The sequence below is a fragment of the Thiosulfatimonas sediminis genome, assembly GCF_011398355.1.
GTDB lineage: Bacteria > Pseudomonadota > Gammaproteobacteria > Thiomicrospirales > Thiomicrospiraceae > Thiomicrorhabdus > Thiomicrorhabdus sediminis_A.
Genome location: NZ_AP021889.1, coordinates 2,601,785 through 2,628,390, shown reverse-complemented (window position 1 = coordinate 2,628,390; position 26,606 = coordinate 2,601,785). Strand labels below are relative to the sequence as shown.

Genomic DNA, 26,606 nt, shown 5'->3' with positions numbered 1-26,606 from the left:
TTGCGTAATTAACGAAACTGGCTTAGTTATTTCACTAAAATAACTAACTCGATGCTTTCTTAGCCAACAAGGTGAGTTTGATTATGTCTTTTTCTAACGTGCAACTCGATAAATTTGCGCGCTATCAAAAACAGCTGTTAACCCGACTTCTAGGGATTATCGTTCTCGCCGCCTTGGTATTGGTGCCCGCTTCTTGGTTGCGTATTTTTGAAATTGGCTTTCATCCGGTCATGTGGCTACATGCCTTTATGCTGCTTGTTTTGTTATTGGCTTGGTGGGGTCGGCAGCGTCTTTCGAGTAACTTGATAACCAGTTTATTATTAGTTTTGTTTACTGCATTAGGGATTGGTGCCAGCATTAAAACAGGCATCGTTTTTTATGCGGTTGGTTTTTTTGTGATTGGTTTAATCATTGCGGGACTCTACTTTAAAGGGCGAGTGCTGGTGTTGATTGCCGCTCTGCAAGCGAGCTATATTGGTTACGGTTTTTATCTAGAATCGTCAACGATTATTGATGCTTTTGTGTCGTCAACAACGGTGTTTATTCTATCGTTGATAGTGATTTTTATCAGTCGTAGCAGTCAACAGGATTTGTTAACCAGTAATCGTTTGTTGAGCCGGCAAAAAAGGCTTTCGGAACGGCGACGAGAGCAGTTGGCACAAGAGCATAAGCGTTTAGATACAGCTTTTACATTTAGTATGGACGGTCTAATTGAAATCGACATTACGCAAGAATTTGTCCGTTTATCACCCCGTGCCAGTGAGATTTTAGGGCTTGAAAAAAATACTCAGAGCTTATATTTGCGTGAATTCGAACAGTGTATCGACAGGCGTGATCGCCTCAACTTACAGCATGCTTTCACTGATTTTATGGCAGGTTCGCAAACAGAGCATAAGTTGCAATATCGTATAGCGCGAAATGATCAACAGGTTGTTTGGGTACAGCAAAATTGCCAAGTAATTAAATTAAATGAGCAAGGTCTGCCGTGCAAAGGCTTGTGTTTGCTCAAAGATATTAGCCTGCAAAAAAGTGCGCAAGAAGCCATTGATGCCAAACGCTTGGTTTTAGCGCGAGTGGTTGAGGCCGCTGGACAGGGAATCTGGCAAGCACAGCGTAATGATGATTATTGGGAGTTTGATTTCTCGCCAGTTTTTTACCAAATTATCGGACATTCTCAGCCCGATAATGGGCATTTAACGCTGTTGAATTTTATTGAATTAGTGCATCCGGCTGACCAGCCAATGTGTCTCCAAGCGTTTAACAAAAATATCCCGGCAAGCGGTTCTTATCACTTAGAGTTTCGTGTCCTAACAGAAGAGGCCCAAGTGCGTTGGGTTAGCGCCTATGGTCTGTATTTAGAGCCGGATAGACACGGTCTGCCGAAACGTAATATTGGTTCTTTACGTGATATTACAGAGGCTAAAACCTTGCAGGCCGATTTGATGGCAGCCAAAGAGTCTGCCGATGCGGAGCGGATTCGCCTGAAAACGCTAATGGAAACCGCCAACAATGGTATTCATTTGATTGATGAGCAGGCCAACGTAATTGAGGCCAATCGCTATTTTCTGGATATGCTGGGTTATCAGCAAAGTGATATTGGTTGGTTGAATGTGGCCGATTTTGAAGTGAATTTTGAGCGTGCTCAGATTCATTCGGTATTAAAAAATTTGCAAGCCAGTCCGGACAGTACGCTGGTGTTTGATAGCAAGCATCGCCGTAAAGATGGCTCGGTTTTTGATGTGCAAATCACCTTAAAACTGGTTGAATTGTCCGGGCAACAGGTGTTTTATGCGATGTCGCGCGATATTTCCGATCGCAAAGTGTACGAGCAAGAACTCTTAAGGGCGAAACGGCAAGCCGAAGAAGCGGCTGCTGCTAAAAGCCAATTTTTAGCCAATATGTCACATGAAATTCGCACGCCTCTAAACGCGGTGATGAATTTTTTACAGTTTTTACGCGAGTCGCCACTCAATCACGAACAGAGCAATTACCTCGCTAAAGCGCAGCAAGCGTCACAACATCTATTGGATATTTTGCTGGATATTCTTGATTTTTCCAAAATGGATGCTGATGCCGTTACCTTGCACAAGCAGCCGTTTTATCTACCAGAATTGGTCAGTCAGTTGCAGTTACAGTTACAACATCGTGCTGAGCTTAAGGGGTTGAAATTGTCTTTTGAGATTGACCCCGCCTTGCCCGAGCACTTGGTTGGTGATGCGAAACGATTATTGCAAGTTTTGTTGAACTTGACGGCTAATGCAATTAAATATACAGAGCAGGGCTCGGTTGTCGTCAGTTTTGAACTGCTTTCAAATCTCGATGGTCAGGTTCATTTCGAATGTCGCGTGCGTGATACCGGCGTTGGAATTGATGCGGCTATTTTGCCAGATTTATTTCGACCCTTTACGCAAGTCGATAGTTCGCATACTCGTGCTGCATCTGGGGTTGGCTTGGGGTTAAGTATCTGTCAGCAATTATTGTCCTTGATGGGGGCGCAACTGCAGGCGGATTCAAGCTTAGGTAAAGGCAGTGTGTTTCGTTTTCAAATTACCTTGCCTGTCAGTCACTCAAAACAATCCGTTGAGCCGCGCAGTTTTAGTGGAGGTTATTTGCCGACACAAACCGAATTGGCTGCGTCCTCGGTTTTACAGGGTGTACGGATTTTATTAGCGGAAGATAATTCGCTTAACCAAGAAGCAATGCAGATTATGCTGAGCCGTTATGGCGCGGTTTTGGAAATCGTTACCGATGGTGCGAAAGCCGTGCAAGTGATGCGCGAACGCAGTGATGAGTTTGATCTGCTGCTAATGGATATTCAAATGCCGGTGTTGGATGGTATTTCTGCCGCTCGGGCAATTCGTGCTTTGCCGAATATTCAACAAAAACCAATGATTGCTTTGAGTGCCAGCGCACAACAAGAAGATCGAGCGGCTGCGCAAGAGGCCGGCATGAATGGATACTTATTAAAACCTTTTGCTCGAGAAGATTTTTTACAGCTGGTTGAGCAATTACAGATTTCGCCGCTGGGTAAGCATGGCAATTACATCGACAATACCGCACAGTTGGCGGTTGCGCCATCGATGACGGGGTTTGAGTTGTCTGCTGCTTTAGAGCGTTTGGATGGATCGAATGAACTGTTATTGCGGATGTGTCGCTTTTTTGTCGATTCATTACAAGAGACGGTGCCGCAGCTTAAAACGCTAATGAAATCACCGGTGAGTACAGACGATTTGGTTGTTTTACGCAAAGTATTGCACCGTTTACTGGGTTCTGCTGCCGTCGTAGGAGCCGTCACTCTGAGTGAAAAATTAACCGCCTGTCAGGATGTGTTAAAAGCGACCGATAATGTTCAAGAGATTGATTGGTTAGAGTTGGAAAACGCCTTAATTTCGGCAATTTCTCAGGCAATTTCAGCCTTACAGTCCTTGCTTGAAGAGCCGTAAAAACACATAAGGCATTTGTCCTATCAGCGCATTTAATGATTTGATTTGATGCGTTTTGTAAATTTTACTCAGCAATTGGCAGCGCGTTTGGTTTTTTATACTTGTATAATCGGACAAGGTAAAAATACCGATTGGTTAAGCGTTAATTTAGTCAGGAAAAAGATATGTCAGCATCACAAAAATGCATTGCGATTTTGGAGGACGACCCACTTGCTGCCGAGGTTTTAAAAACTGCTTTTGATAAAAATCAGCTTGATTATCAGCATTTCACAACGATTGCCGAGTTACAACAGGCGTTGCCGCAAAAGGGCTTTGCGTTACTGATGTTAGATTGGCAATTGCCCGATGGCACCGCGGATCAGGTTATTGAATGGGTACGCGAGCGTATGCAGTGGCAAGTGCCAATTATCGTGCAAAGTATTTATGAAGATGAAGAGAAAGTGGTTAATGCTTTGTCGATGGGGGCGGATGAGTATTTAATTAAGCCGTTACGTCAGTCAGAAACCGTTGCACGCGTGCAGGCGATGATTCGCCGTGCTGCGCTGGATACACAGCCGCAATTGTGGTTGAAAGCGGGTAATTTGGAAGTCGATACCCTAAACCAAAAAGTCTTTTTAGATGGCAAACATCAGGATATGACGCGCATTCAAGTCAAACTGATGACGTATCTGTTGCAACATTTAGACGTGCCGCTATCGCGCGAACATCTACTGCGCAATGTATGGGATAAAAAGAGTTTGCCGGAGACTCGAACTGTCGATGCGCATATTAACCAGTTACGTAAGCGGCTTAATTTAGACGATTACTCGCAACTTAAGATTGAGTCGGTGCACGGTTACGGTTACTGCTGCCGGCTGGAACCTTAGAAGTCAATTCTGCACGCCTAAATTCTTACTGAACGCCAATAAAAAAGCGCCATTTTAATTGGCGCTTTTTTATTGGCGACGAATCAGTTTTTAGGGGGCTAGCCGGTTAATCTGCCAACCATTTGCGTTGTTGCGCTGGTATTCAATTCGGTCATGTAGGCGGTTATCACCACCTTGCCAAAACTCGATTTTAAGTGGCTTAATCCGATACCCACCCCAGAAATCGGGGAAAGGCACTTCACCGTGTTTAAATTTATCAACCATCTTTTGGTACTGGTTGAGTAGCAGTTGTTTATTGGAAATCACTTGGCTTTGATGGCTGACCCACGCGCCGATTTGGCTGCCTTTCGGACGGCTGGCAAAATACTTCAGCGACTCCGTGGTCGACACTTTTTCGGCAATCCCTTGAATTTTGACTTGGCGCTCTAAGCCCAACCACAGAAATTGCAAACTGACTTGCGGATTATGTTCGATGTGCTTGGCTTTTTCACTACTGAAGTTGGTGTAAAACACAAACCCGCTTTCATCGAAATATTTCAACAACACCGTTCTGGTTGACGGCATACCGTCGGCATCGACCGTTGCGACTACCATCGCATTCGGTTCGATTAATTGCGCTTCTTCGACCTGAGCGAACCAGTCACTAAACAGTTCAAAGGGATTTTTCGGCACATCGTTTTCATCTAAGCCGCCTTGCAGATAGCGCTGTCGGTAGTCGCTTAAATCACGCTGAGTTTTATCAGTCATAGGCTTCGTCCTCGTGGATGGCTTGCAGCTGCATTGTGCCGTCAAATTCGGTGAATTTGTGAAAATGAATTGGCCGGCAACAGACAAAACAGTCTTCGACAAACTCGCTGGATTCATCGCTTGGATCAAGTACGATTTCGATTTCGCTCCAGCAATAGGGACACTGTACAAATTGAGTTTCTAGAAGCATCGCTTAGTCCTGCAAAAAGCTTTGTAAATGGCGCTCGAAAATGTGCGGCTGTTCAATCCAAGGAAAGTGGCCGCAGCCTTCGATAACCTGTACTTGTTGTAAGCGCATTTTAGACTGCATGGCATTTAAATTAAATGGCATTAGGTAATCTTGTTGGCACTCCAGGAAATAACTCGGCAATTGCCATTGGTTAATTTGTGCGTAAGTTACTGGGTTGGCATCGTATTCACGCCAAGCTTGCACGTTTAAATCAATATTGAAATCGTCAGTGGTAAACTGCGCTGCGTATTTTTGACCAAGTTTGTAATCTAAAAAGTAGGTCGGTAAAACCTGTTGAATTTGCCGCAGAGTGATGTACTCAAGATCTTCTTCCGCCACTTCAGTCTTATTTTCCCAAGCGGCTTCGTCATCCCAAGCTGGTGATTGCAACTGCATATTGCGCTCATGAATGCTTTCAGTGAGTTGCGCCATGGCTTTTTTCTCAGGATCGACCGGATTCAACAAAACCAATTTTTTAACTGCCTCAGGGTATTCACGCGTGTAGAGCATTGCCATTAAAGCTCCCCAAGAGTGCGCCACTAAAATCACCGGTTGGTCGGCAGAAGCTTGTAATTGCAAAGCGCGAATTTGCGCAATCCACTGTTCAAGGACTGGTTGCTGTTTGTTTAATGCAGAACGGTTTTCGCCTATGCCTAACATGTCCATCAAATAAGTATCGTGCGCCATGCCAGCAATAATTTGCTGAATTGGTTGTAAATTCCAACTGCTAAATCCTGGTCCGCCGCCCAATAAAATAACCGGCGTTGTGCCATTTTGTCCTCGAATGAGATGATAGGCAAAGGGCTGTTGCAGATTGCTGTTTAGCATTTGGGGTGGCGAACTAAACCCGACAGATTCTGCGGCCACTGCTGAACTGGATGTGGAAAATAAAAAAAGTGCGGTTTTAAATAAATTTAAAACCGCAAGTGTTAAACGGTGAGAGTAAAAGTTCATGGAGAGAAATTAGCAATCTATAAAAAGTGTCGTAAAAAGCCCCAAGTGCCGCAAAAATGGTGAGCGAAATCGGCAGGCGGATATCGGGACGTAAAACCAATATCGGGTTCGGGTGCGTAATTCCCGAACTTTATGCGCACGCTTGGGGAACTAATGTGGACGAGTTTTACGATGCTCCACGAACATGATTATTCATATTTGTATAACTATTGTCAAATAATTGTGCGATTAATTTTAGGGTTGTATAATTAAATCCCTGTTAAATCGGTAAAACTTATGCAACGGCGGCAGCAAACATGACAAAAATCATCGTGCTTTGGTTTAAACGCGATTTGCGGCTGGCGGATCACCTTGCGTTATGCCAAGCCATTACCGCTTGCCAAACGCGAGGAGCGAAACTTTTCCCGCTGTATATTGTTGAACCGGAATACTGGCAACTGCCAGACTCGTCACATCGCCAATGGCGATTTGTCGCCGATTGCTTGTTTGATTTGCAGCGTGAATTAACCGATAGGGGTAGTGCTTTGAATTATGCAGTGGGCGAGGCACTAGAGGTTTTTGCTGAACTGCAACGGCACTACCAAATTAGGGCAATTTATTCGCATCAAGAAACGGGTAACGCTTGGACCTTTCAGCGCGACTTAGCCTTAAAAGCGTGGTGTGCGCAGCAAACCATCGTTTGGCATGAACCTGTGCAGCAACCGATTCAACGCGGCACGCTGAACCGCGATGACTACGGCAGTTTGGTGCAAGCCTATTTTGCCCAAGCGGCTTTGCCGATTCCTAATTCGCTTCCGCCCAGCGAGCACTTTGCTTTGTGGCAATTTCCGTTGCGATTGCAGAATGATTGCCTGCGTTCTGATGCTTATATTGCGAATGAACAGACTCAGAAAGGCGGTCGGCGTTTGGGCATGGCCTTATTGGAAAGCTTTCTGCAGCACCGCGAGCAGAAATACTTGCAAACTCTAGCTAAGCCACTGCATGGGGCGAAATTCAGCTCGCGGCTCAGCCCGCATATCGCGTGGGGCAGTCTGTCGGTGCGCGAAGTGATGCAACAGACATGGGATGTTTTGCCGGGCAAACAATATAAACGTAATTTGCGTGCATTCAGTGAGCGGCTGTTTTGGCAGAGTCATTTTATGCAGAAGCTAGAAACCGAGCCGGCAATCGAGTTTTTAGAAATGCATCCGTTGTTGCGCGACCTGCGTAACTGGGATGCGACGGCGCAACAGCGTTTGCAGGCGTGGCAGTTGGGTCAGACCGGTTTTCCAATGGTCGATGCCTGTATGCGCTGTTTGCGTTTACGCGGTTGGCTGCCGTTTCGGATGCGCGCCATGTTGGTGTCGTTTGCGAGCTATCAGTTGTGGTTGCCGTGGCAGAAATTCGCGCCTTATCTTGGTGCGCTTTTTACTGATTACGAACCGGGGGTTCACTATTCGCAAATTCAGATGCAATCCGGGGTCACCGGCATTAATGCCATGCGAGTTTATAATCCGGTCAAGCAGTCGATGGATCAAGATCCGAGCGGTGAGTTTATCCGTAAATGGTGCCCTGAACTGGCGCAGTTAGATCAAAGCATGATTCACCAACCTTGGGATTTTTCCGATGATGTGCTAGCGCAATTCGGAGTTAAGCTTGGCGAAAATTACCCTTTGCCAATTGTCGAGCATCAGCAGGCCGCGCGCGAAGCGAAACAACGTTTGCATGCCGTGCGCCAACTGCCGGAGGTGAAAGCTTTGAAAGGCGTGGTGTTTAGTAAACATGGCAGTCGTCGCAAGCCGAGCGAACGCAGTATGAATCAAACCCGTAAAGCCAAAAAACTGAGCGCAGCGGCGCAAAAGAAAGCCGAATATCAAGCTTTGCTCGATCAGCAGATGCAACTGTTTTAGGAAAAATCATGGCGCATAAAAAAGTCAATTTACCGGAAAAAACCTGCCAAACCTGTGGTTTGTCATTTGCATGGCGTAAAAAGTGGGCCAAAGATTGGGATGCCGTCAAATATTGCTCGGAACGCTGTCGCCGCAACAAGAACAATCAGCGAGATTCGCATGCCGATTGACCTCAATCCCGAACTGTTTACCGACTTGGCGTTAGGTTTGCAAGAGGTGCCGTTAGCAGGCTTTCCCGATCGGTTTTTTATTCTTGATTGCGAAACCACCGGTGGGAAGGCGTTGCGTGACCGCATTACCGAGCTGGCGTGGATTAAAATTGAAAACGGCCAAGTGGTCGGTCATTGGCATTCGCTGTTCGATCCGCAAACCACCATACCGCCGTGGATCACCAATATCACCGGCATTCACAATTCGATGGTGCAGGATGCGCCGACCTTTAGCCAGATGGCCGAGGAAATTGCCGAGCAGCTGGATGGTGAAATTGTGGTCGCGCACAACGCACGTTTCGATTACGGCTTTCTTAAAAATGAGTTCAAACGCTGCGGCAAAGCGTTTCACGTGAAAACATTGTGCTCGGTTAAAATCAGCCGCAAGCTGTTTCCGCAGGTGAAAGGGCACGGCTTGGATAACATTCTCAAGCGGATGCGCTTAACCTTGAAAAACCGGCATAGAGCCATGAGCGATGTGCTGGCGGTGTTGGCTTTTTTTCAAAAGATTTCCCAGCAGTTCGATGCCGACGAAGTGTCTGCTGTGTGCCAATCGTTATTGAAGAGCGCCGCGCTGCCGAGTCATTTAGCGCAGGAAGAAGTACAGAAGTTACCGAATCTGGCTGGGGTCTATTACTTCTATGACGAAGCCGGTAAGTTACTGTATGTCGGCAAGTCGGTAGATATCAAAACTCGCGTATTGAGTCATTTCTATCAAGACCATCAAACCGCGACCGATTTACGCTTGAGCAAAACCCTCCACCATATCGATTTTCAAGTGACGCCATCGGATTTCGGTGCGCAGATTTTAGAGTCGCAAGAGGTCAAGCGTTTGCGCCCGAGCTTGAATAAGCGGCTGAAAAAGGTCACCCAGTTGTACCAGTTACGCTTAGAAGAGGATGAACACGGTTATCTGCAAACCAACGTGGTTGCGGTGAAAGAAGATGCCGACAGCGGCGAGCAGCGTTTCGGTTTGTTTCGCAGTCAACGGCAGGCCAAAGGACAGTTGGAAAAATTGGTCAAAAACTATCTGCTCTGCCAGCGACTCAGCGGCCTGGAAGGTAAGCACAGCGGCAGTTGTTTTGCCTATCAGCTAAAAAAATGCATGGGTGCCTGTTGTCAAAAAGAACCGGTCGCGAGCTATAACACGCGGCTCATGGGGGCTTTACAGCATCTGCAAAAACAGGTCTGGCCGTGGAGCGGGCCGATTCTGGTAGGCGAGCGGGTTAGTGGCACAGATGTTGACGAAAATGATGAGTCGCAAGTGGCGCATCACTTGGTTGACCAGTGGTGTTATTTCGGCAGAGTGCGCAATGAAGACGAGGTCGCCGAGCGTTTACAGAGCGGCCTGCCGGAGTTTGATTTGGATATTTATTTCATTTTGCTGCGCTTTTTATTGGAAGAGCAAAGCATCAAAGACAATGGCTTGCAGCTGCAACAACTGGACAGTCAATTGAGGAGCATTGCATGAGCGTTGAAAACAAGAAAAGCCTGCGCCATCTATGTTTAGTGTTTGGTGACCAACTCGATCAAAAATCGAATCTGTTTGCCAATTTTGATGCCGAGCAGGACGCGATTTGGATGGCGGAAGTCAGCGACGAATCGACTCAGCCTTCGTCGAGCAAACAGCGCACGGTATTGTTCTTGGCGGCGATGCGTCATTTCGCCGCATGGATTGAACAGCAAAATTGGCCGCTGATTTATTTTGCGTTGAGCGCGCGGCAATCGAGTTTCGTCAGTGCTTTAGCGCACACACTGAGCGAGTATTCAGTGCAGCAAATCCGCTGTGTTCTACCCGGCGATTATCGGGTGTTACAGATGTTGCAAGATTTCTGTCAACAAAATGAGATGGCTCTGCAGATTCTCCCCGATAGTCACTTTATTGCCGAGCCGGGCGAGTTTAGCACGTGGGCCCAAGACCGACAGCAATTGCGCATGGAATATTGGTATCGGCAGTTGCGCAAGCGTTGCGATATTTTGATGAATAACGGCAAACCCGAAGGCGGAAAATGGAATTACGACGCTGATAACCGCAAGGCGTTTGGCAAGGCCGGTCCACCAAAAATTCCCATGCCATGCGACTTTGCAGAGGATGAAATTGTTCAGCAGGTGCGCCAAGACGTTGCAGAAATCTTGCCGAATCTAGCGGGGAATTTGCCACGCTTTTTTTGGCCGGTGAATCGTGCGCAGGCATTAGTGGCCTTAGAGGATTTTATCGCTAAGCGTTTGCCGACTTTCGGCGATTATCAGGATGCGATGTGGAAGGGTGAACCGTGGTTGTTCCATAGCCGAATTTCGATGGCGATGAACGTGAAACTCTTGCATCCGATGGAGGTGATTCAAGCGGCGCAATACGCCTATCGCCAAGGGCAAGCGCCGTTAAATGCGGCGGAAGGGTTTATCCGTCAGGTTCTTGGCTGGCGTGAGTATGTTCGCGGCATTTATTGGTTGCAGCGCGAGCAGTGGACGCAATTTAATGCGCTGAATAATCATCGTGATTTGCCGCAAATTTATTGGCACGGCGAAACGCGGATGAACTGTATGCGGCAGTCGTTACAACAGGTATTCGATTATGGTTATGGGCATCACATTCAACGCTTGATGGTGACCGGTTTGTATGCGTTGTTGGCCGAGGTTGAACCGCAACAAATTGAGGCGTGGTATCTGGCGATGTATGTCGATGCGGTCGCTTGGGTGGAAGTACCGAATACCTTGGGCATGAGCCAGTTTGCCGACGGCGGCATCTTGGCCTCTAAACCTTATATCGCCAGTGGCAGTTATATTAATCGGATGTCGAACTATTGCAGCGGTTGTGCTTTTAAGCCGCAAGCGGCAAGCGGCGAAAAAGCGTGTCCGTTTACCACGCTGTATTGGCATTTTATCTACCGCCATCAATCGTGGTTGGCGGAGCATCCGCGTTTGGCGATGCAGGTCAAACATTGGCTCAATAAAAGCGAGTCTGAGCAGCAGGCGATTTTGCAAAAAGCCGAGCAGATTTTTGCGCAACAAACATCCCAGTTGTACTGAGGAGTTTGGCGCTTTATGGTATCCTTTGAGTTTTGCGAAATGGGCGCTCAGTGGCGGCGCTTGTTGCTTTGCGCTGAGAGGAAAAGGGCATGACGAAAATCTTATCCACCCTAAGCTTGCTGTTTACTGTTGTGTTGCTGGCCGGTTGTTTCGGTTTGACGCAACCGACCGATTCGGATATTCAAGCAATGGCCAAAGAGAAGTTCAATCAGGAGTTTCTTGGTCTGTTTTTGGCCGATACTGTGGTCAAAGACAATGGCTATAAAAAGAACGACACCCATTATGTTGCCGAATTAACCATTACCGCCACTGCGCAACGCTCGTTGGATGAATATGCACGCGAAATCATGCGCGATTCTACCCTGTCGCATATGGAAAAAATGAAACAGACGTTTGGTATCGGGGTTTTGAAAATGACCCTGCCGGAGTTCAAACAGGGCGATAGCATCGACTTTAGCCGTAATTACCTGTTTATCAAAACCGACAACGGCTGGATGATAAAAGGTACGCTGGAAGACAGCAAAACCGATTCAATTTAACACTTAATCTTAAGGATTTAACTATGCCATTGCTAGACAGCTTTAGAGTTGACCACACAATTATGAATGCACCGGCGGTGCGCGTTGCTAAAACCATGACGTCGCCAGCCGGCGACACCATTACCGTTTTCGATTTGCGTTTTAACAAGCCGAATAAAGCGATTATGGGCGAGCGCGGGATTCACACTCTGGAACATTTGTTTGCCGGTTTTATGCGCGACCACCTAAACGGTGACGGTGTGGAAATCATTGATATTTCGCCGATGGGCTGCCGCACCGGTTTTTACATGAGTTTGTTGGGGGCGCCGGACGAGCAGCGTGTGGCAAAAGCGTGGAATGAAGCGATGCAAGATGTGTTAAAGGTGCAGCGTTTGCAGGATATTCCTGAGTTGAATGAGTATCAGTGCGGTACTTACACCATGCATTCGTTGGATGAAGCGCATGCGATTGCCCAAGAAATCATTGAAAAAGGCATCGGCATCAACAAAAACGAAGACCTGAAAATGAGCGACGAAGTTCTGCGTGCGCTTGGCAACGAGGTGTAACCAATGCGCGTAGCAATCATCGGTGCGATGGAAGAAGAGGTAAAGTTACTGCGCAGTAACATGACCGATTTGACCACCGAAACCCATGCCGGATTTGAATACTATCTAGGTAAAATTGATGGTATTGATGTCGCACTATTGCGATCGGGCATCGGTAAGGTCAATGCGGCGATTAGCACGACCTTGTTATTGCAATTGTATCAGCCGGATTTTGTCATTAATACTGGTTCGGCCGGCGGTTTTCATATTGCATTAAATGTCGGCGATATTGTCATTAGCCAGAGCGTTTGTCATCACGATGTGGATGTCACGCCGTTTGGTTATGAATTAGGGCAGGTGCCTGGCATGCCGGCCTGTTTTCTTCCAGACAAGAATTTAGTGAAGGCGGCGCAAATTTCGATTGAAGAGCTTGGAGAAGTGGTGCATATGCACGGTCTAATCGCTACTGGCGACCGTTTTATGCATAAGCAAGTTGATGTTGATAATACGCGCGAAGCTTTTCCAGAGATGATTGCTTGCGAAATGGAAGCGGCGGCAGTGGCGCAAGTGTGTCACACCTTTGGCAAACCTTTCGTGATTATCCGCTCGCTGTCGGACATCGCCGGTAAGGAAAATAAAGTCACTTTTGAACAGTATCTTGAGCAAGCGGCAACGCATTCGGCGAAAGTGATTTTAGGGATGTTGAAACACCTATAATCGGCTTTGAGTGTGACAAAAAAGAAAAGGGCTGAATGAGGAATCATTCGGCCCTTTTGCTTTTAGGAGAGGTTAAAACTTAAGTTGTTTGTTGACAGCGATTACTTCATCGGTTTTTCACAGTCGAAAGACCAAGTGCATCCGCCGGAGTTAGAGCCGGTGACGGCTTCACCGTCAAATGACCATGAATCGGCCGCAGAAGCGGCTGTCGCGAATAGTGAACCGGCAATGAATAGTGATGCAAATAATTTTTTCATAATGCGTTCCTGTTGTTAAAGGGTAAAGATTAATATTATCTTTTTCTGATATAAGATAAATTGATTATATGAATAAAATAATTAATGTCAACCGCGTGATGGTTGAGAATTAATGGAGAGCCTTCGAATTTATCCTAAAAGATTGGTGATTGACGGAGGCTTTTTGGAACCGGGTGCGACAATTTGTCGCATTGTTATCACTGCAAACTCTACCTAAAATCCGCGCAAATCGAAATATAAGAAAAAATCGGGCGGATAGAAGAATGCAACCAAAATCCTTTATTAAAAAAACCTTAGTTTCCTCTTTGTTGATGGCATTGGGTTTGCCGGCGGTTCAGGCACAAACCGAGTTGAACGCAGTTACGGTCACCTCTTCCACAATTGGAGATCGTTTTGAGTCGGATGCCGATATTCCGGCGAGCACGACCTTTATTAGCGGCGAAGTGGTTGAAGAGAAGCATGCGCAAAATTTAATTGAAGTCTTGCGCTCGATTCCGGGGATTACCGCTGACCTTGCCGGTGAAGGCGATGGCATCAAAATTAAAATCCGCGGGGTGGATAATCAGCGTTATATGGGGGAAAAACCGGGGGTAGCGATCGTGATTGACGGCGTGCCGGTATTTGAGCGTACCGGTAAGGTGAATGTCGATCTGGATAACATCGCTTCAATCCGCGTGGTAAAGGGCGGCGCGTCTTATCTGTTTGGCGAAGATGCGCTGGCGGGTGCCATTATCATCACCACCAAACGCGGCGCCAGTAATGCCGGTGTCACGCTGGAAGCCGACATGGGTTCTTACGGTTACACCCGCACTTTGGTTAAAGCCGGCATTGCCGAAGAAGATTTTGCCGGACATGTGCAAATTTCCGATCGTCATAATGATGGGTATTACGCCTTGTCGGAACGCGATGCCGAAGCGGTTTCGGGTAATTTTGAATATTATTTAAATGACCATAGCGAGCTGTCGTTTGGCTTTGAAGAGGTAGAGCGATTCCGTGACCGTGACGGTTCGGTGCGCGGAGTGACTGCGGCGGAAGAAAATCCGACCGGTGAAGGCGAAGGGCGTGGTTATACGCGGATGTTTAATGTCGATTTATCGCGCTTAAATTTAACCTATTCCAATGACTTCTCCGACACGGGTAATTTTTCAGCGATTGTTTATCAATATGAAGACATCACCGATTTTTGGTCCTCGCCAATCAAGGTCGATTTGGACGGTAGCTTTGTCGGTGACGATCAGGTGGATCGTTATGCCAACCTAAATTATTACGAGCAGCTGCAACGCGGTGCCAAACTCGAAGCGCGCGAATCCTTTGGCGATTTTGCTCTAATGGGCGGTTTGGAAGTCAAGAAAAACACCTACGATTCAAAAACGGTGGCAAAAGAAGATTATTCAAGCCGTGGGCGTTTGGTTGCCGAAGGGACGGTCACTTCCGATTCGTATTTGGAAGAAATTACCAAAGCGGTTTATACCGAAGCCAAGTTAGCGGTCAATGAACAGACGACGCTAACGGCGAACTACCGTTTTGACAATATTGCGTTAGATGATTTGGATCAGCGCAGCGGCGAACGACGCGAGGACACCTTTAATATCCACTCTTGGCGAGTAGGCGCGGATTATGACCTGACTGCGCAAACTTCTCTGTATGGTTCGATTTCTACCGGGTTTAGAACACCAACCTTGTCCGAAATGGAAACCAATGCGGATTTAAAACCGGAAACCAATATGAACTATGAAATCGGTGCGCGTACTCAAGCGAGCCTATTTGGTTGGAAAACCCATATCAATAGTTCTCTGTTTTATATCAATCGTAAAGACTTTATTACCGCCGCCTTGGGGCAGTACGCCAATGGCAATGCGGCCACCGATGACGTGCTGGATATTTACGACAACATCGGTCACACCACCTCAAAAGGGTTTGAGTTGGCGATGCAGACCGAGAAAAAGCATAACTGGTCATTCGACTTTGCCTACACCTTTATGATTAATAAATTTGTCGACTATGACAATTTCTTCCTTGCGCTTGGCAATCCTTATGCGCGTACGCAAGTCGATTCTGAAGCAGAATTGGTTGACCCAATGAATCAGGTCTACTTTAAACATTACGACAATGGCGGTAACTATGTGCCACGTTCGCCAAAACATATGACCAACGTGCGTGCGCACTGGTATCCAACGCCGAAACTGACGCTGACGACCGAAATTGATTATCGTGGTGAAAGTTATGCCGATGAAATCAATCAGGAAAAAATGCCGGCACGAACCTTAGTGAATTTGGGCATGCAATATGTCACTAAAGCGCAAGTATTGGGCGGAGCTGCAAGTACCTTAACCCTGTTCTTTAAGGTTGATAATCTGTTTGACGACCAATTCTATTCGATTGTGCGCGGTACTTCAGACAGCGATTATGACGGCGATTACGACGCCGAAGATTTGTCGATTAATGTTGATCCGGGCCGTGTTTATATGGCTGGTTTTAAAGTCAAATTCTAAGGAAATAGAGTCCAATGTTGAAACACTTATCAAAATGGGTGTTTCTGATGATCGGGTGTTTGTCTCTAATGACAGCGCCCGTTTTCTCGTCAGAAGCGGCTACCGAAATGGCGCCTAAGGTGACCATTATTTCCACCGAGTTTGTGCTCAATAAAAAATTTAAACTACTGGAAAAGGCCGCTGCAGAGCGTGGCGTTGAGCTTGCTTGGGTGCAGGTCGATGCCAAAGACGGTTCCGGTGGTAAAGAGAATGTTGCCAAGGCGCTGCAAAATACCGGCTTGGTGATTGTCGATGCACCGCGTTCAGATGACCAAGCGCAAATCGAAATTCATGCCGGTGAATCGCTGCGTGCTTTGACTCAAACACCGGTGGTGCATATTCGTCGCATGACGCGCACCGCGCGTTTACAAGGCATTCATTTACCTGTCGAGCAGGCGCAGCAAATCTACGGTTACTATTTAGCGGGGATGGCTGAAAACCAGCGCCTGCTGTTTGATTATGCCAAGGCGATTATCGAAAACGGTGATTTAGAAGCCATTCCTTTACCCAATGAAATGCCAAATGGCGGGATCTATCATCCGGATTACAAGCAGCAAGTGTTTGCTGATTTACCCAGTTATCTGCAATGGTGGCAGCAAAAACAGGGCAAAGATGGTACGCAAGGCCATGTGATTGCGATGGAAACCACCTCTAGCTATATCGCTGACGGGCAGACGCGCCATTTAGATGTATTGATTAAAGACATCGAACAGCGTGGCGCTATGCCGCTATTTTTTTATCGCGCCTCAAGGACCTTTCAACAAGATTTTCGCTCGCGTCAATCGCTCGCGCGTGAACAAGCGAAGTTAGCCCAAGCTAGCACTGGCGATGCTAGACCCAGCGGGCGTCCTGCTAGCAGTTATGGCAGTGGCAATCCGTCCAGTTCCGCATCGGGCAGACCAGCTACAGTTCCGGCAAACGCTGGTCAGGCCAGTGGTCGTCCTGCATCGAGTTGGGGGCAAGCCGCCAAGCCGAGTGCTGACGACAATCCTTTCCCAAATCCAAAAACTGGCCGTCCATATCAGTTTAATGAGCCGCTAATTACCCACAATGGCAAAGTCTTACCGCAGGTAATGATGGTCAATACCTTTTTGGGTGGTGATGTCGAAGGGCGTAAATTGCGTTATCAAGCGCAAGGCATTCCAGTGATTAATGTGATTCATTATCGTGATGGCGATCGGGAGGCTTATCTGCAAGATTTGGCTGGGGTGAATTCGTTTAGCTTGCCGTTTACCTTGACCAATGCGGAATACATCGGCATTCAAGACCCGGTGATACTGACGGTGAACCCAGATGGCGAAATGATTCCGCTGCCAGAGCAGGTAGAGTTATTGGTTGGCAAATTGATGAATCTTGCCAAACTGCAAACCAAAGCCAATGCCGATAAAAAGCTGGCATTGATGTTTTGGAATCACCCGCCGGGTGAAAAGAATCAAGGTGCGTCAAATATGAATGTGCCGCGTTCAATCGAAAAACTCGTGCAGGATTTAAAAGCCGAAGGTTATGCGTTGGAGGATATTTCTGAGCAGGAGATGATTGATGCGGTGGCGGCGATGTTGCGCCCAGCGTATCGTCAAAATGAAGTTGCTAATCTAATGAAAACCGACCTGTGGGGCTTTATGCCGTTGGAGAACTATCGCCAGTGGTTCGCCAGCTTCCCTGAAGCGGTGCAACAAGAGATTAATGATAACTGGGGGCAGCCAGAAGACAGTCAGTGGATGGTGGAATATCAAGGGCAAAAAGGTTTTGTGATTCCGCGCGTGCAACTGGGCAATCTCATTGTTATGCCGCAACCGGGGCGCGGTGGCTCTTCGGCGCAAGAAGACAAAGATCTGTTTCACGATACCAAGCGCCCAATGAATCACTACTATATTGCCGCCTATCAATGGGTGCGTGAGCAGTATGGCGCGGATGCGATTATTCACTTTGGAACCCACGGCACCCAAGAGTGGCATCCAGGTAAAGAGCGCGGTATGTGGGCTTATGATAGTCCGAATTTAGCGGTCTGGAACACGCCGATTGTCTACCCCTATATTGTCGATAATATTGGTGAAGCACTGCATGTTAAACGCCGTGGTCGCGGAGTGATTATTAGCTATCAAGTGCCGCCATTTTCACCGGCCGGTCTATCTGATGATTTTGTCGCCATCAATGATGCGATTCGCGAGTATCAATCGCTGGATGAAGGCTTGGTGAAATCAAATGCCAAAGAGTTGATTATCGAGCAAGCGGTGAGCATGAATATTCCGCAGGATATGGCATGGAAAGTTGAGGATTTGCATGCTAATTTCGATCACTTCTTGCGTGATATTGAAGACTATCTGGAAGACCTCGGCTCGGCGATGCAGCCGCTTGGCTTGCATACCTTTGGACAAACCGCCGAAGATGAGCATTTAGCACTCAATATTATGTTGATGCTGGGTAATGATGTGATGTTACCGCTTGGTGTCGAAAACAGTCGTGAACTGTTTCGAGCAGACTATAAGCTAATCAAAACCACTGAGCCGTTTAAGTTTGTACTGAATCACATTATCTTGGAGCAGCCATTAACTGCAAGGCATCAACAAAACGCTGAATTGGTTGCGGTGGTCAAACAGGGGATTGAGTATGCGCGAAACTTACGTGCCGAGTCAGAAACCAAGGGTATCTTGGCGGGATTAGACGCTAAATGGGTTGATCCGTCTTATGGTGGTGATCCGATTCGTAATCCCGATGCGATTCACACAGGACGCAATATGTATGGTTTTGATCCATCGCGTATTCCGACCAAAGCCGCTTATGAAGCGGGGGTGCAGGCGATGAAGGAGCTAATTTTATCGCACGAAGCGACCCATAATGAGTTCCCGAAAAAACTGACCTTCTCGATGTGGTCCACTGAAACTCTGCGTCATCTTGGAATGTTGGAAGCACAGGTTTTCTATGCTATGGGCGTGAAGCCCGTTTGGGACCGCGGCGGGCGTGTGGTTGGTTTGCAAGTGATTCCATTGGAAGAGCTTGGACGGCCTCGAATTGATACGGTGATTTCGCTAACCGGTCTATATCGTGACCAGTTCCCGAATGTGATGGAACGCTTTAACGAAGCGATTGTGATGTTGGCAAATCTCGATGAAAACCCTGAGCAAAACCTGATTCGTGCCAATACGTTGCGCATTGAAAAGGCCTTGTTAGAACAGGGTGTCGAGGCGAAAGCGGCGCGCAATTTTGCTTTAACCCGTGTGTTCGGTACCGAAAGTGGCGACTATGGTACAAAACTGCCGGATGCGACCTTGGCATCGGATAAGTGGGAAGAGGACGATGGCAAGCTTGCTGAGCTGTATCTCTCAAGAATGTCGTGGGCGTATGGTCCAGATACCTCGCAATGGAGCCAAAAGCTCACCAATGAAAAAGGCGAAACGGTCAATGTTTATGCTGAACAGCTAAAAGGCACCTCAGCAGCGGTCTTCTCGCGTTCTTCAAATTTGCGCGGGCTATTGGATACCGACCACCCATTTGAATATTTAGGTGGGATTTCCATGGCGTTGCAACATCTTGAAGGCGAAGCGCCACAGCTGTATATCTCCAATATGCGTGATCCGAAAAAAGCCAAATTGCAAACGGCCGAGCGTTTCCTAGCCACCGAGCTGCGTGCGGTGTATCAGCATCCAAACTGGGTCAAGGAAATGCAAAAGGAGGGGTATGCCGGAACCTTGCAGATGCTCAATACCATTAACAATTTCTGGGGCTGGCAGGTGATGGATCGCAATGTGGTGCGCGATGATCAGTGGCAGGAATTCCACGAGGTGTATATCAAAGACAAATACGAGCTGGATATGAAGCAGTGGTTTGAAGAATCTAACCCAACCGCTATGGCGCAAATTGCCGAGCGTATGTTGGAGGCGATTCGCAAAGACTATTGGGAAGCCAGTGATGAAACCAAAAAAGAGCTGGTGCAGGTCTATCAAGAGCTGGCCGAGAAATACGATGTGCATACCGATAACCAGACCTTTAAAGCCTATGTTGCTGAACTGTCAGCGGGTTATGGCTTAAGTGCAGCGCCTGCTCCAGATGCGGCAACGAGCGCAGCCGAACCCGCGGCGATGCAAGCACCCGAGCAGCCAGAAAGCTCTGAGGCCACAGAGCCGACTGAAACGCTTGAAACCGTGCAAGGTCAGAAAATGCAACAGCAACAACCCAATGAACAAGACCCAATCGACCAACCAAAATGGTGGTTGCTACTCTTAGCACTCCTCGCGGCAGGGGCTATGCGTCAAATCTGGTTAAGAAGGTAAGAATTTCGTTTCTTTAGTAACCGTTATAGCCTGCCTAAGTGCAGGCTTTTTTATGTATAGCTTCATGAAATATAAGTGTTTTATGAGGTGCGACAATTTGTCACATTGTATGTTTTTTAATAGACTTTTAGAATCCTTGCATTTTTTCAATATAAAGAAAGTGCAAGATTATGGGTCTCCAGAAACAGGTATTTAAATTAAGTCTTTTAACCTCGGCGCTGTTGGCAGCGCAACTAGCGGTTGCTGAGGATTCAACCGAGTTAAAAGAGGTTGTTATCAGTGCCACTAAAACCGAAGTTGAAATTTTTGAAGCGCCTGCAGCGGTTCGCTTAATTAGCCAAGATGAAATAGAGAGTAAAAACGTTGCCTCTATAGGCGATGCGATGACAAATGTACCAGGATTAAGCTTGGCCGCCCCTCAGCTTGGTCAAATGGGTAAAGGTGTTGGTGCTGGCAGTTTCACCTTTCGCGGCATGGACTCCTCGCGGACCGCGGTGCTTGTCGATGGTCAGTCATTAACCGACGGTTTTTCCAGTAAGGTTGATTTCCGTACGATCATGATTGATGACGTTGAACGGATTGAAGTGGTACCGGGGGCTTTCTCATCGCTATACGGAAGTCATGCAATGGGCGGTGTCATTAATGTCATTACCAAAGATAGCGACGAGCCGGAAACCACTTTGACCCTTCGTAAAGGCTTTGGCGATGGTTCTGGAGAAGATATTGATTTCTATCACCGAGAAAAACTGGATAACGGTATCGGTATCGTTTTTGGCGTTGGTCAAAAGAATCGTGATGGTTATGAAGATGAATTGGTGGTAAAAACGCCTTCAAGTACGACGGCGGGAACAGTGCCGGTAACCGGAGGGATTGCGACTCAAACGGCAACCGGTTCGGATGCTTTCATTGTCGGTGATAAAGGGCAAACCGAATGGACGCAGAATAACGTTACTCTAAAACTGGATTACGATCTTGATGCGAATTCTGAGGTGTATGGTGGTATTTCTTACAGTGCCTTTGATACTGAGCAGCAAAACTACAACAACTATCTCCGCGATGAAAATGGCAATCCAATTTTAGGATCAGGTCTGAGTATTGACGGAAGTAATGCGCTATCGTTAGCAGAGTCGGATTTTGTTGCTTCGACGCCACTTCATCAAAGTGAAGTACGCAGTTTTATTGGTTATAAAACACTGATTGATGGCAATTATGATGTCAAGTTAGAGCTTTCAAAGCTGGATCGAGATACTTGGTATAACGCCAAGGGCTCCCCTGCGACTTTTTATGATGGCACTGGAAAATATAACGCCTCGCCGAGTGGTTCGCTTGACGGCTTAGCGCAAGTCAGTTTTGCCGCTAGTGAGAATCATTATATTGTCACAGGATTGAGCACTCGTAGTTCCTATCTTGATCGCGAAGTTTGGACTCTTGCGAATTACCGCAATGAAAACTCTAAAGAAGAGCTAATCGAAGGCGTTGAAGGCGATTCGATTTCTTATGCTTTTTTCTTGCAAGATGAAATATCTGTTTCAGACAATTTAACCCTCTATGCCGGTGGGCGCTACGATTATTGGAGTACGCAAGGCAGTAACTACAAAACCGATTCAGGAGCCTATGAAAACGATTTTTCATCACGTTCTGATAGTGCTTTCAGTCCGAAATTATCGGCGGTATACAAGCTGACCCAAGATGTTGTACTACGCGCATCTGCCGGCCGCTCCTTTCGCGCACCGGATAATTACGAGTTATACGGAACACTGTATTGTTGCGGTAAATATTATTTAAGTAACCCTGATTTAAAACCGGAAACGGCAACCACTTATGAAATCGGTGGTGATTGGTTGCTAAACGAACGAGTGAAATTAGGTGCCACGGCTTATCACACCACGATTGACGACATGATTTTCGGGAAAGTGCTTTCTGCGACCGAAGTGCAAAAAGACAATGCCGGTAAAGCACGAGTTCAAGGGTTAGAACTCACAGCGATGAACCAGTTGACAGATTGGTTGAATCTGAGTTTGAACTACTCATTGATAGATTCAGAAATGTTAGAAAATGCGGCTAGCCCAAGTACAGAAGGCAATGTTTTAGCCGTTACGCCCGAACGCATGTGGAGTGCGGTATTTAATGCTCAGCAAGGTGATTGGTCAGGGATGTTGCAAACTCGCTTTATAGGCAAAAAACAGAGTTCTGAAAGTAATACCGGAAAAGTTTGGGGCGTTTATGGCTCATACGGCGATTACCAAATGACCGATATGAAAGTTGCCTATCAATGGTCAAAGCAGACAAAAATTAGCCTCGCGGTAAATAACCTATTTGATATCGAAGCTTACGAATATTACCTATTGCCGGGGCGTAACGCGACTTTAGAAATGAAAGTCAATTTTTAAGGAGAATCTGCGATGAGTCGATTCTTAAGTTTTGTGGTTCTTTTTTGTTTGTTTTCCTTTCCAATGCTGGCAAATGCGCAACAGAAGGTGGTGTTTTTCACCACCGATTCCTTTTTGCAGGGCAAGTACGACATGATTGTGCAGGCGGCAAAAGAAGTCGGTGTTACGGTTAACCAGTTCAATGTAGAGCGTACCGATGTGAAAGTTTTGGCAAGTGCAGCGGAGCAGTCTGACTTGCTGTTGTATGAAGTCATGGGCAGTAATGATCAATCGAAAATGTCACAAGTGCTTAATAGCATCTCGAAATCGCTACCACAGAAACGAATGGAACTGCGTTATATATCGCATCAAGGCTCAGGTATTCCAGCCGATCAGCAAGAACAAATCTGGCTGTATTTTAAAAATGCAGGTTATGAAAATATGCGTCGCATGTTCACCTATATTGATGCCAAAATTTTCGACAATGCAGATGCAAATGTGTTGCCCTATGTCGAGTTTCCGGAATATGGGCTGTATCATCCGAAGCGCCCGACGCATGTTTTTAAAACCGCTTCGGAATATCTTGAATGGTATCAAACTGAATACCCAAAAACTCAAGGTAAACCGGTCATTGGTTTGATGTTTCACCACGCGATGCTTGGTTCGATGGATACCGATCATTTGAATGAAGCGATTCGCCTTGTGGAGGATAGGGGGGCAATTGCTTTGCCGTTCTATGTACAACTCAATAAGGTCGGCAGTCTCAAAGCGGCGATGGACAAAGGCAATAACAGGCCTTATTACGACGTATTAATTGCCTTTACCTCTATGAATCACAAGCAAAATCGTCAACAGTATGAGGATTTCGGTGCTCCAGTGATGTTGGGAATGACATGGCGTGCCGGTGATACTCAAGATTGGCGTGAAAATCCTGTTGGTTTAAATCCGGCACTGATGCCGTTTTATTATGTGCCGAAAGAGTATGCTGGATTGACCGATAACTTAATGGTGTCGGCGGTTGAGAATGGGAGAACGACTTCGATTCCCGAGCAAATGGAATCGATGATTAACAAGGCTTTAAATTTAACGCAGTTGCAATATAAGGCTAATGCCAATAAGAAAATTGCCTTGATGTATTGGAACTATCCGCCGGGTGAGAAAAACATGGCGGCGTCTTTTATGAATATTCCCTTATCAATGCAGCAGATTGAACAGGTTATGGCGAATGAAGGCTATCAAGTTACACCAAGTTCTGAGCAAGGGCTAATTGATGCAGTGGGCGAAATACAACGTCCTTTCTATCGTGATAACGCATTAGAGCCGTTATTGGCCACAGATAAAGCGGAATTAATGCCAATGGCCGATTATAAAAATTGGTTTGCACGACTTCCGCAAAAGATTCGTGAGGAAGTCACTTTTCGTTGGGGGCAGCCGGAAGAGAGCCCAATGCATATCATTAAAGATGGCCAATCTTATTTTGTGATACCACGTATTATGAATGGCAATTTAATGACCTTACCTCAGCCACCACGCGGGCGCCGTGGTGAAGACGCCGAAAAATCCATTTATCACGACATGCGTTTACCGCTTAATCACTATTACATGGCGGTGTATCTTTATGTGCGCGAGCATTTTAAAGCCGATGCCTTAATTCACTTAGGAACACACGGTTCGCAAGAGTGGTTGCCGGGTAAAGAGCAGTCGCTGTCTGTGCATGATTATCCGTTGATTCCGCTTGGGGATATACCTGTGTTATATCCATACAGTGTTGATGTCGTAGGAGAAGGTACTCAGGCAAAACGTCGAGGACGAGCAACCTTGATTAGTTATCAAACGCCCGCCTTTACACCGGCCGGTCTGCATGAAGGTTTGCAACCAATTCATGATTTAGTGCATGAATATCAATTATTGGATGATGGCGCAGTTAAAGCGCAAACAGAAAACAATCTGATCAGTGTGACTGGCGATGACATTATGGGCGATCTTGGTTTAGATGCAGCCGCTGCTAAACAGGATTTCCCCGTGTTTTTGCAAAAGGTACATGACTATCTGCATGCCATTGCTAAGCACACTCAGCCAATTGGATTACACACCTTTGGCACCAACCCAAAACCAGAAGAAAGAGTACTGACGGTGATGCAAATTCTGGGAGAGGCTTATTATGCCGAGTTAGGCATTGACGATACCAGTGAGCTGTTTGCGGTGGAATATTCCAAAATCAAACAAAGTTTGCCTTACCGTTATTTAGCGGATGTTTTGATTGATCAAAAACCGATACCAACTGAAGCAAGTGAAGTGATGGTTTCGATGTTAGAAAGAGCCAAGCAACATTATGACGATTTATCGCAAACCCGTGAATTAGCGAATTTAATCAAAGGGCTGAATGGTCGTTATATTGAAACCTCAATTGGCGGTGACCCTATTCGCATGCCCGATGCATCTCCAACGGGCCGTAATTTCTACTCTTTTGATCCACAAAAAGTACCAACTCAATCTGCTTGGGAGTCGGGTAAAAAGGCGTTAAATGAATTGATCGCCGCGCACAAAAAAGCGGAAGGGAAATTTCCTCAAAAACTCGCCTTTACCATGTGGAGTGGTGAAACCATGCGTCATTTAGGCATGATGGAAGCGCAAATTTTATATGCCTTAGGGGTGCAGCCTATTTGGGATAAAGGTGGCAAAGTGGAAGGCGTGGAGCTGATTTCGCGAGAGGAACTTGGTCGTCCACGAATTGATATTATGGTATCGGCCGCTGGTCTTTATCGTGACCATTTTCCAAATGTAATGGTGCATATTGCGAATGCGGTGGCATTGGTTGCTGAAGAGCAAGAGGCAGACAATGTGGTGCGTCAGCATGCTCAAGAATTGCTAAAAGCGTTACAGGCAAAAGGATTTAGCGGTAAGCAAGCCAGTAATATGGCGGTAACGCGAATCTTTTCGCAAGAACAAGGTAATTATGGCGTCAATCTGGAGGATGCCACCTTGGCTTCCGATACTTGGGAAGACGAAAGCAAATTATATGATTTGTTTTTAAAGCCAATGCAACATGCTTATGGTCCAAATCAGGACGAATGGGGTGACAAGCATGCAAAGGTCAATCTCTTCGCTGAACAGCTTAAAGGGGTTGATGCCACCGTTTTTTCTCGCTCCTCTAACTTATATGGTTTTTTAAACTCAGCTTGTCCTTTTGAGTATGTCGGTGGTTTAAATCTGGCTGCTCGTGCGGTAAATGGCGAAAGCCCGCAATTGTACATTTCTGATATGACCAATCCAACCGAAACCAAGTTAACGACTGGTGAAAGTTATTTGGCGATGGAACTGCAAACCCGTTATTTTCATCCGGGATGGTTAAAGTCAATGCAGGCAGAGGGTTACTCTGGCGCTGTGGAATTGCTTAAGGGTGTTAATAACTTTTGGGGCTGGAATGTCATGGACCCTAGCATGGTTCGTGCGGACCAATGGCAAGAGTTTCACGAGGTGTATATCAAAGACAAATACGAGCTGGATATGAAGCAGTGGTTTGAAGAGTCGAATCCAACCGCGATGGCGCAAATTGCCGAGCGTATGCTGGAAGCGATTCGCAAAGACTACTGGGAAGCCAGTGAGCAAACCAAAAAAGAGTTGGTGCAGGTCTATCAAGAGCTTGCTGAGAAATACGATGTGCATACCGACAACCAGACCTTTAAAGCCTATGTTGCCGAGCTCTCAGCAGGTTATGGCTTAAGTGCTGCGGCGGCACCCGATGCGGCAGCGAGCGCAGCCGAACCTGCGGCGATGCAAGCACCCGAGCAGCCAGAAAGCTCTGAGGCCACAGAGCCGACTGAAACGCTTGAAACGGTGCAAGGTCAGAAAATGCAACAGCAACAACCCAATGAACAAGACCCAATCGACCAACCAAAATGGTGGTTGCTACTCTTAGCATTCCTCGCGGCAGGGGCTTTGCGACAAATCTATTTAAGACGGTAAAGCTTAGTACTCAAAACGCCCTTAAATGGGCGTTTTTTGTTTTTATTAGCGATAGCAAGGTTAGAATGTTT

17 protein-coding genes are annotated in these 26,606 nt (G+C 46.7%); 13 read left to right on the top strand and 4 right to left on the bottom strand.

Annotated features, from left to right (window positions below):
* The first annotated feature begins 83 nt into the window (after positions 1–83).
* Both HRR27_RS12290 and HRR27_RS12285 read left to right on the top strand, forming a co-directional pair.
* Positions 84–3,443: a PAS domain S-box protein gene (locus tag HRR27_RS12290; protein ID WP_173274121.1), complete on the top strand. Its 3,360-nt coding sequence runs from the start codon at positions 84–86 to the stop codon at positions 3,441–3,443.
* Positions 3,444–3,607: 164 nt separating this feature from the next.
* Positions 3,608–4,309, top strand: coding sequence for a response regulator transcription factor (locus HRR27_RS12285; RefSeq protein ID WP_173274120.1), 702 nt, complete (start codon positions 3,608–3,610; stop codon positions 4,307–4,309).
* A gap of 90 nt (positions 4,310–4,399) precedes the next feature.
* On the opposite strand, the gene pdxH is transcribed toward HRR27_RS12285, so the two are convergent.
* Genes pdxH through HRR27_RS12270 form a run of 3 tightly spaced genes read right to left on the bottom strand, consistent with a single transcriptional unit; the run spans position 4,400 to position 6,113 of the window.
* Entirely contained in the window at positions 4,400–5,056 is a 657-nt protein-coding gene (gene pdxH, locus HRR27_RS12280) for a pyridoxamine 5'-phosphate oxidase (RefSeq protein ID WP_173274119.1), read from the bottom strand.
* Complete coding sequence (locus HRR27_RS12275; protein WP_173274118.1) at positions 5,049–5,246, bottom strand: CPXCG motif-containing cysteine-rich protein; 198 nt, start codon at positions 5,244–5,246, stop codon at positions 5,049–5,051. The genes pdxH and HRR27_RS12275 overlap by 8 nt, the downstream gene beginning before the upstream one ends.
* Positions 5,247–5,249: 3 nt before the next feature.
* On the bottom strand, positions 5,250–6,113 hold the full coding sequence (locus HRR27_RS12270; protein WP_173274117.1) for an alpha/beta fold hydrolase: 864 nt from the start codon (positions 6,111–6,113) through the stop codon (positions 5,250–5,252).
* Between the two features lie 422 nt (positions 6,114–6,535).
* On the opposite strand from HRR27_RS12270, the gene HRR27_RS12265 reads away from it, so the two are divergent.
* The 7 genes from HRR27_RS12265 to mtnN all read left to right on the top strand — a co-directional run bounded on the left by HRR27_RS12265 (position 6,536) and on the right by mtnN (position 13,144).
* Positions 6,536–8,128, top strand: coding sequence for a cryptochrome/deoxyribodipyrimidine photo-lyase family protein (locus tag HRR27_RS12265; RefSeq protein WP_173274116.1), 1,593 nt, complete (start codon positions 6,536–6,538; stop codon positions 8,126–8,128).
* 8 nt (positions 8,129–8,136) lie between these two features.
* A complete protein-coding gene (locus HRR27_RS12260) occupies positions 8,137–8,298 on the top strand; it encodes a DUF2256 domain-containing protein (RefSeq protein ID WP_173274115.1) in 162 nt (53 codons plus the stop codon).
* The gene (locus HRR27_RS12255; RefSeq protein ID WP_173274114.1) at positions 8,288–9,808 is read left to right on the top strand and encodes a 3'-5' exonuclease family protein; all 1,521 of its coding nucleotides are present in this window, start codon (positions 8,288–8,290) and stop codon (positions 9,806–9,808) included. Before HRR27_RS12260 ends, HRR27_RS12255 begins: the two co-directional genes overlap by 11 nt.
* Positions 9,805–11,364, top strand: a complete 1,560-nt coding sequence (locus HRR27_RS12250; RefSeq protein WP_173274113.1) for a cryptochrome/photolyase family protein — start codon at positions 9,805–9,807, stop codon at positions 11,362–11,364. Before HRR27_RS12255 ends, HRR27_RS12250 begins: the two co-directional genes overlap by 4 nt.
* An 89-nt stretch (positions 11,365–11,453) precedes the next feature.
* Entirely contained in the window at positions 11,454–11,903 is a 450-nt protein-coding gene (locus tag HRR27_RS12245) for an LptM family lipoprotein (RefSeq protein ID WP_173274112.1), read from the top strand.
* 23 nt (positions 11,904–11,926) lie between these two features.
* Complete coding sequence (gene luxS, locus HRR27_RS12240) at positions 11,927–12,448, top strand: S-ribosylhomocysteine lyase (RefSeq protein ID WP_173274111.1); 522 nt, start codon at positions 11,927–11,929, stop codon at positions 12,446–12,448.
* Positions 12,449–12,451: 3 nt separating this feature from the next.
* Positions 12,452–13,144, top strand: a complete 693-nt coding sequence (gene mtnN / locus HRR27_RS12235) for a 5'-methylthioadenosine/S-adenosylhomocysteine nucleosidase (protein ID WP_173274110.1) — start codon at positions 12,452–12,454, stop codon at positions 13,142–13,144.
* A gap of 101 nt (positions 13,145–13,245) precedes the next feature.
* Here the strand turns inward: mtnN and HRR27_RS12230 are convergent, their stop codons facing one another.
* Positions 13,246–13,401 carry a hypothetical protein gene (locus HRR27_RS12230; protein WP_173274109.1) on the bottom strand — a complete coding sequence of 52 codons (156 nt, stop codon included), beginning with the start codon at positions 13,399–13,401 and terminating at the stop codon, positions 13,246–13,248.
* A 263-nt stretch (positions 13,402–13,664) separates the two neighbouring features.
* Between HRR27_RS12230 and HRR27_RS12225 the strand changes: the two genes are divergently transcribed.
* The 4 genes from HRR27_RS12225 to cobN (HRR27_RS12210) all read left to right on the top strand — a co-directional run bounded on the left by HRR27_RS12225 (position 13,665) and on the right by cobN (HRR27_RS12210) (position 26,535).
* On the top strand, positions 13,665–15,893 hold the full coding sequence (locus tag HRR27_RS12225) for a TonB-dependent receptor (RefSeq protein ID WP_173274108.1): 2,229 nt from the start codon (positions 13,665–13,667) through the stop codon (positions 15,891–15,893).
* Between the two features lie 68 nt (positions 15,894–15,961).
* On the top strand, positions 15,962–20,200 hold the full coding sequence (gene cobN, locus HRR27_RS12220; RefSeq protein WP_173274107.1) for a cobaltochelatase subunit CobN: 4,239 nt from the start codon (positions 15,962–15,964) through the stop codon (positions 20,198–20,200).
* A 170-nt stretch (positions 20,201–20,370) separates the two neighbouring features.
* The gene (locus tag HRR27_RS12215; RefSeq protein WP_173274106.1) at positions 20,371–22,590 is read left to right on the top strand and encodes a TonB-dependent receptor plug domain-containing protein; all 2,220 of its coding nucleotides are present in this window, start codon (positions 20,371–20,373) and stop codon (positions 22,588–22,590) included.
* Between the two features lie 12 nt (positions 22,591–22,602).
* The gene (gene cobN, locus HRR27_RS12210; RefSeq protein WP_173274105.1) at positions 22,603–26,535 is read left to right on the top strand and encodes a cobaltochelatase subunit CobN; all 3,933 of its coding nucleotides are present in this window, start codon (positions 22,603–22,605) and stop codon (positions 26,533–26,535) included.
* Positions 26,536–26,606 lie beyond the last annotated feature (71 nt).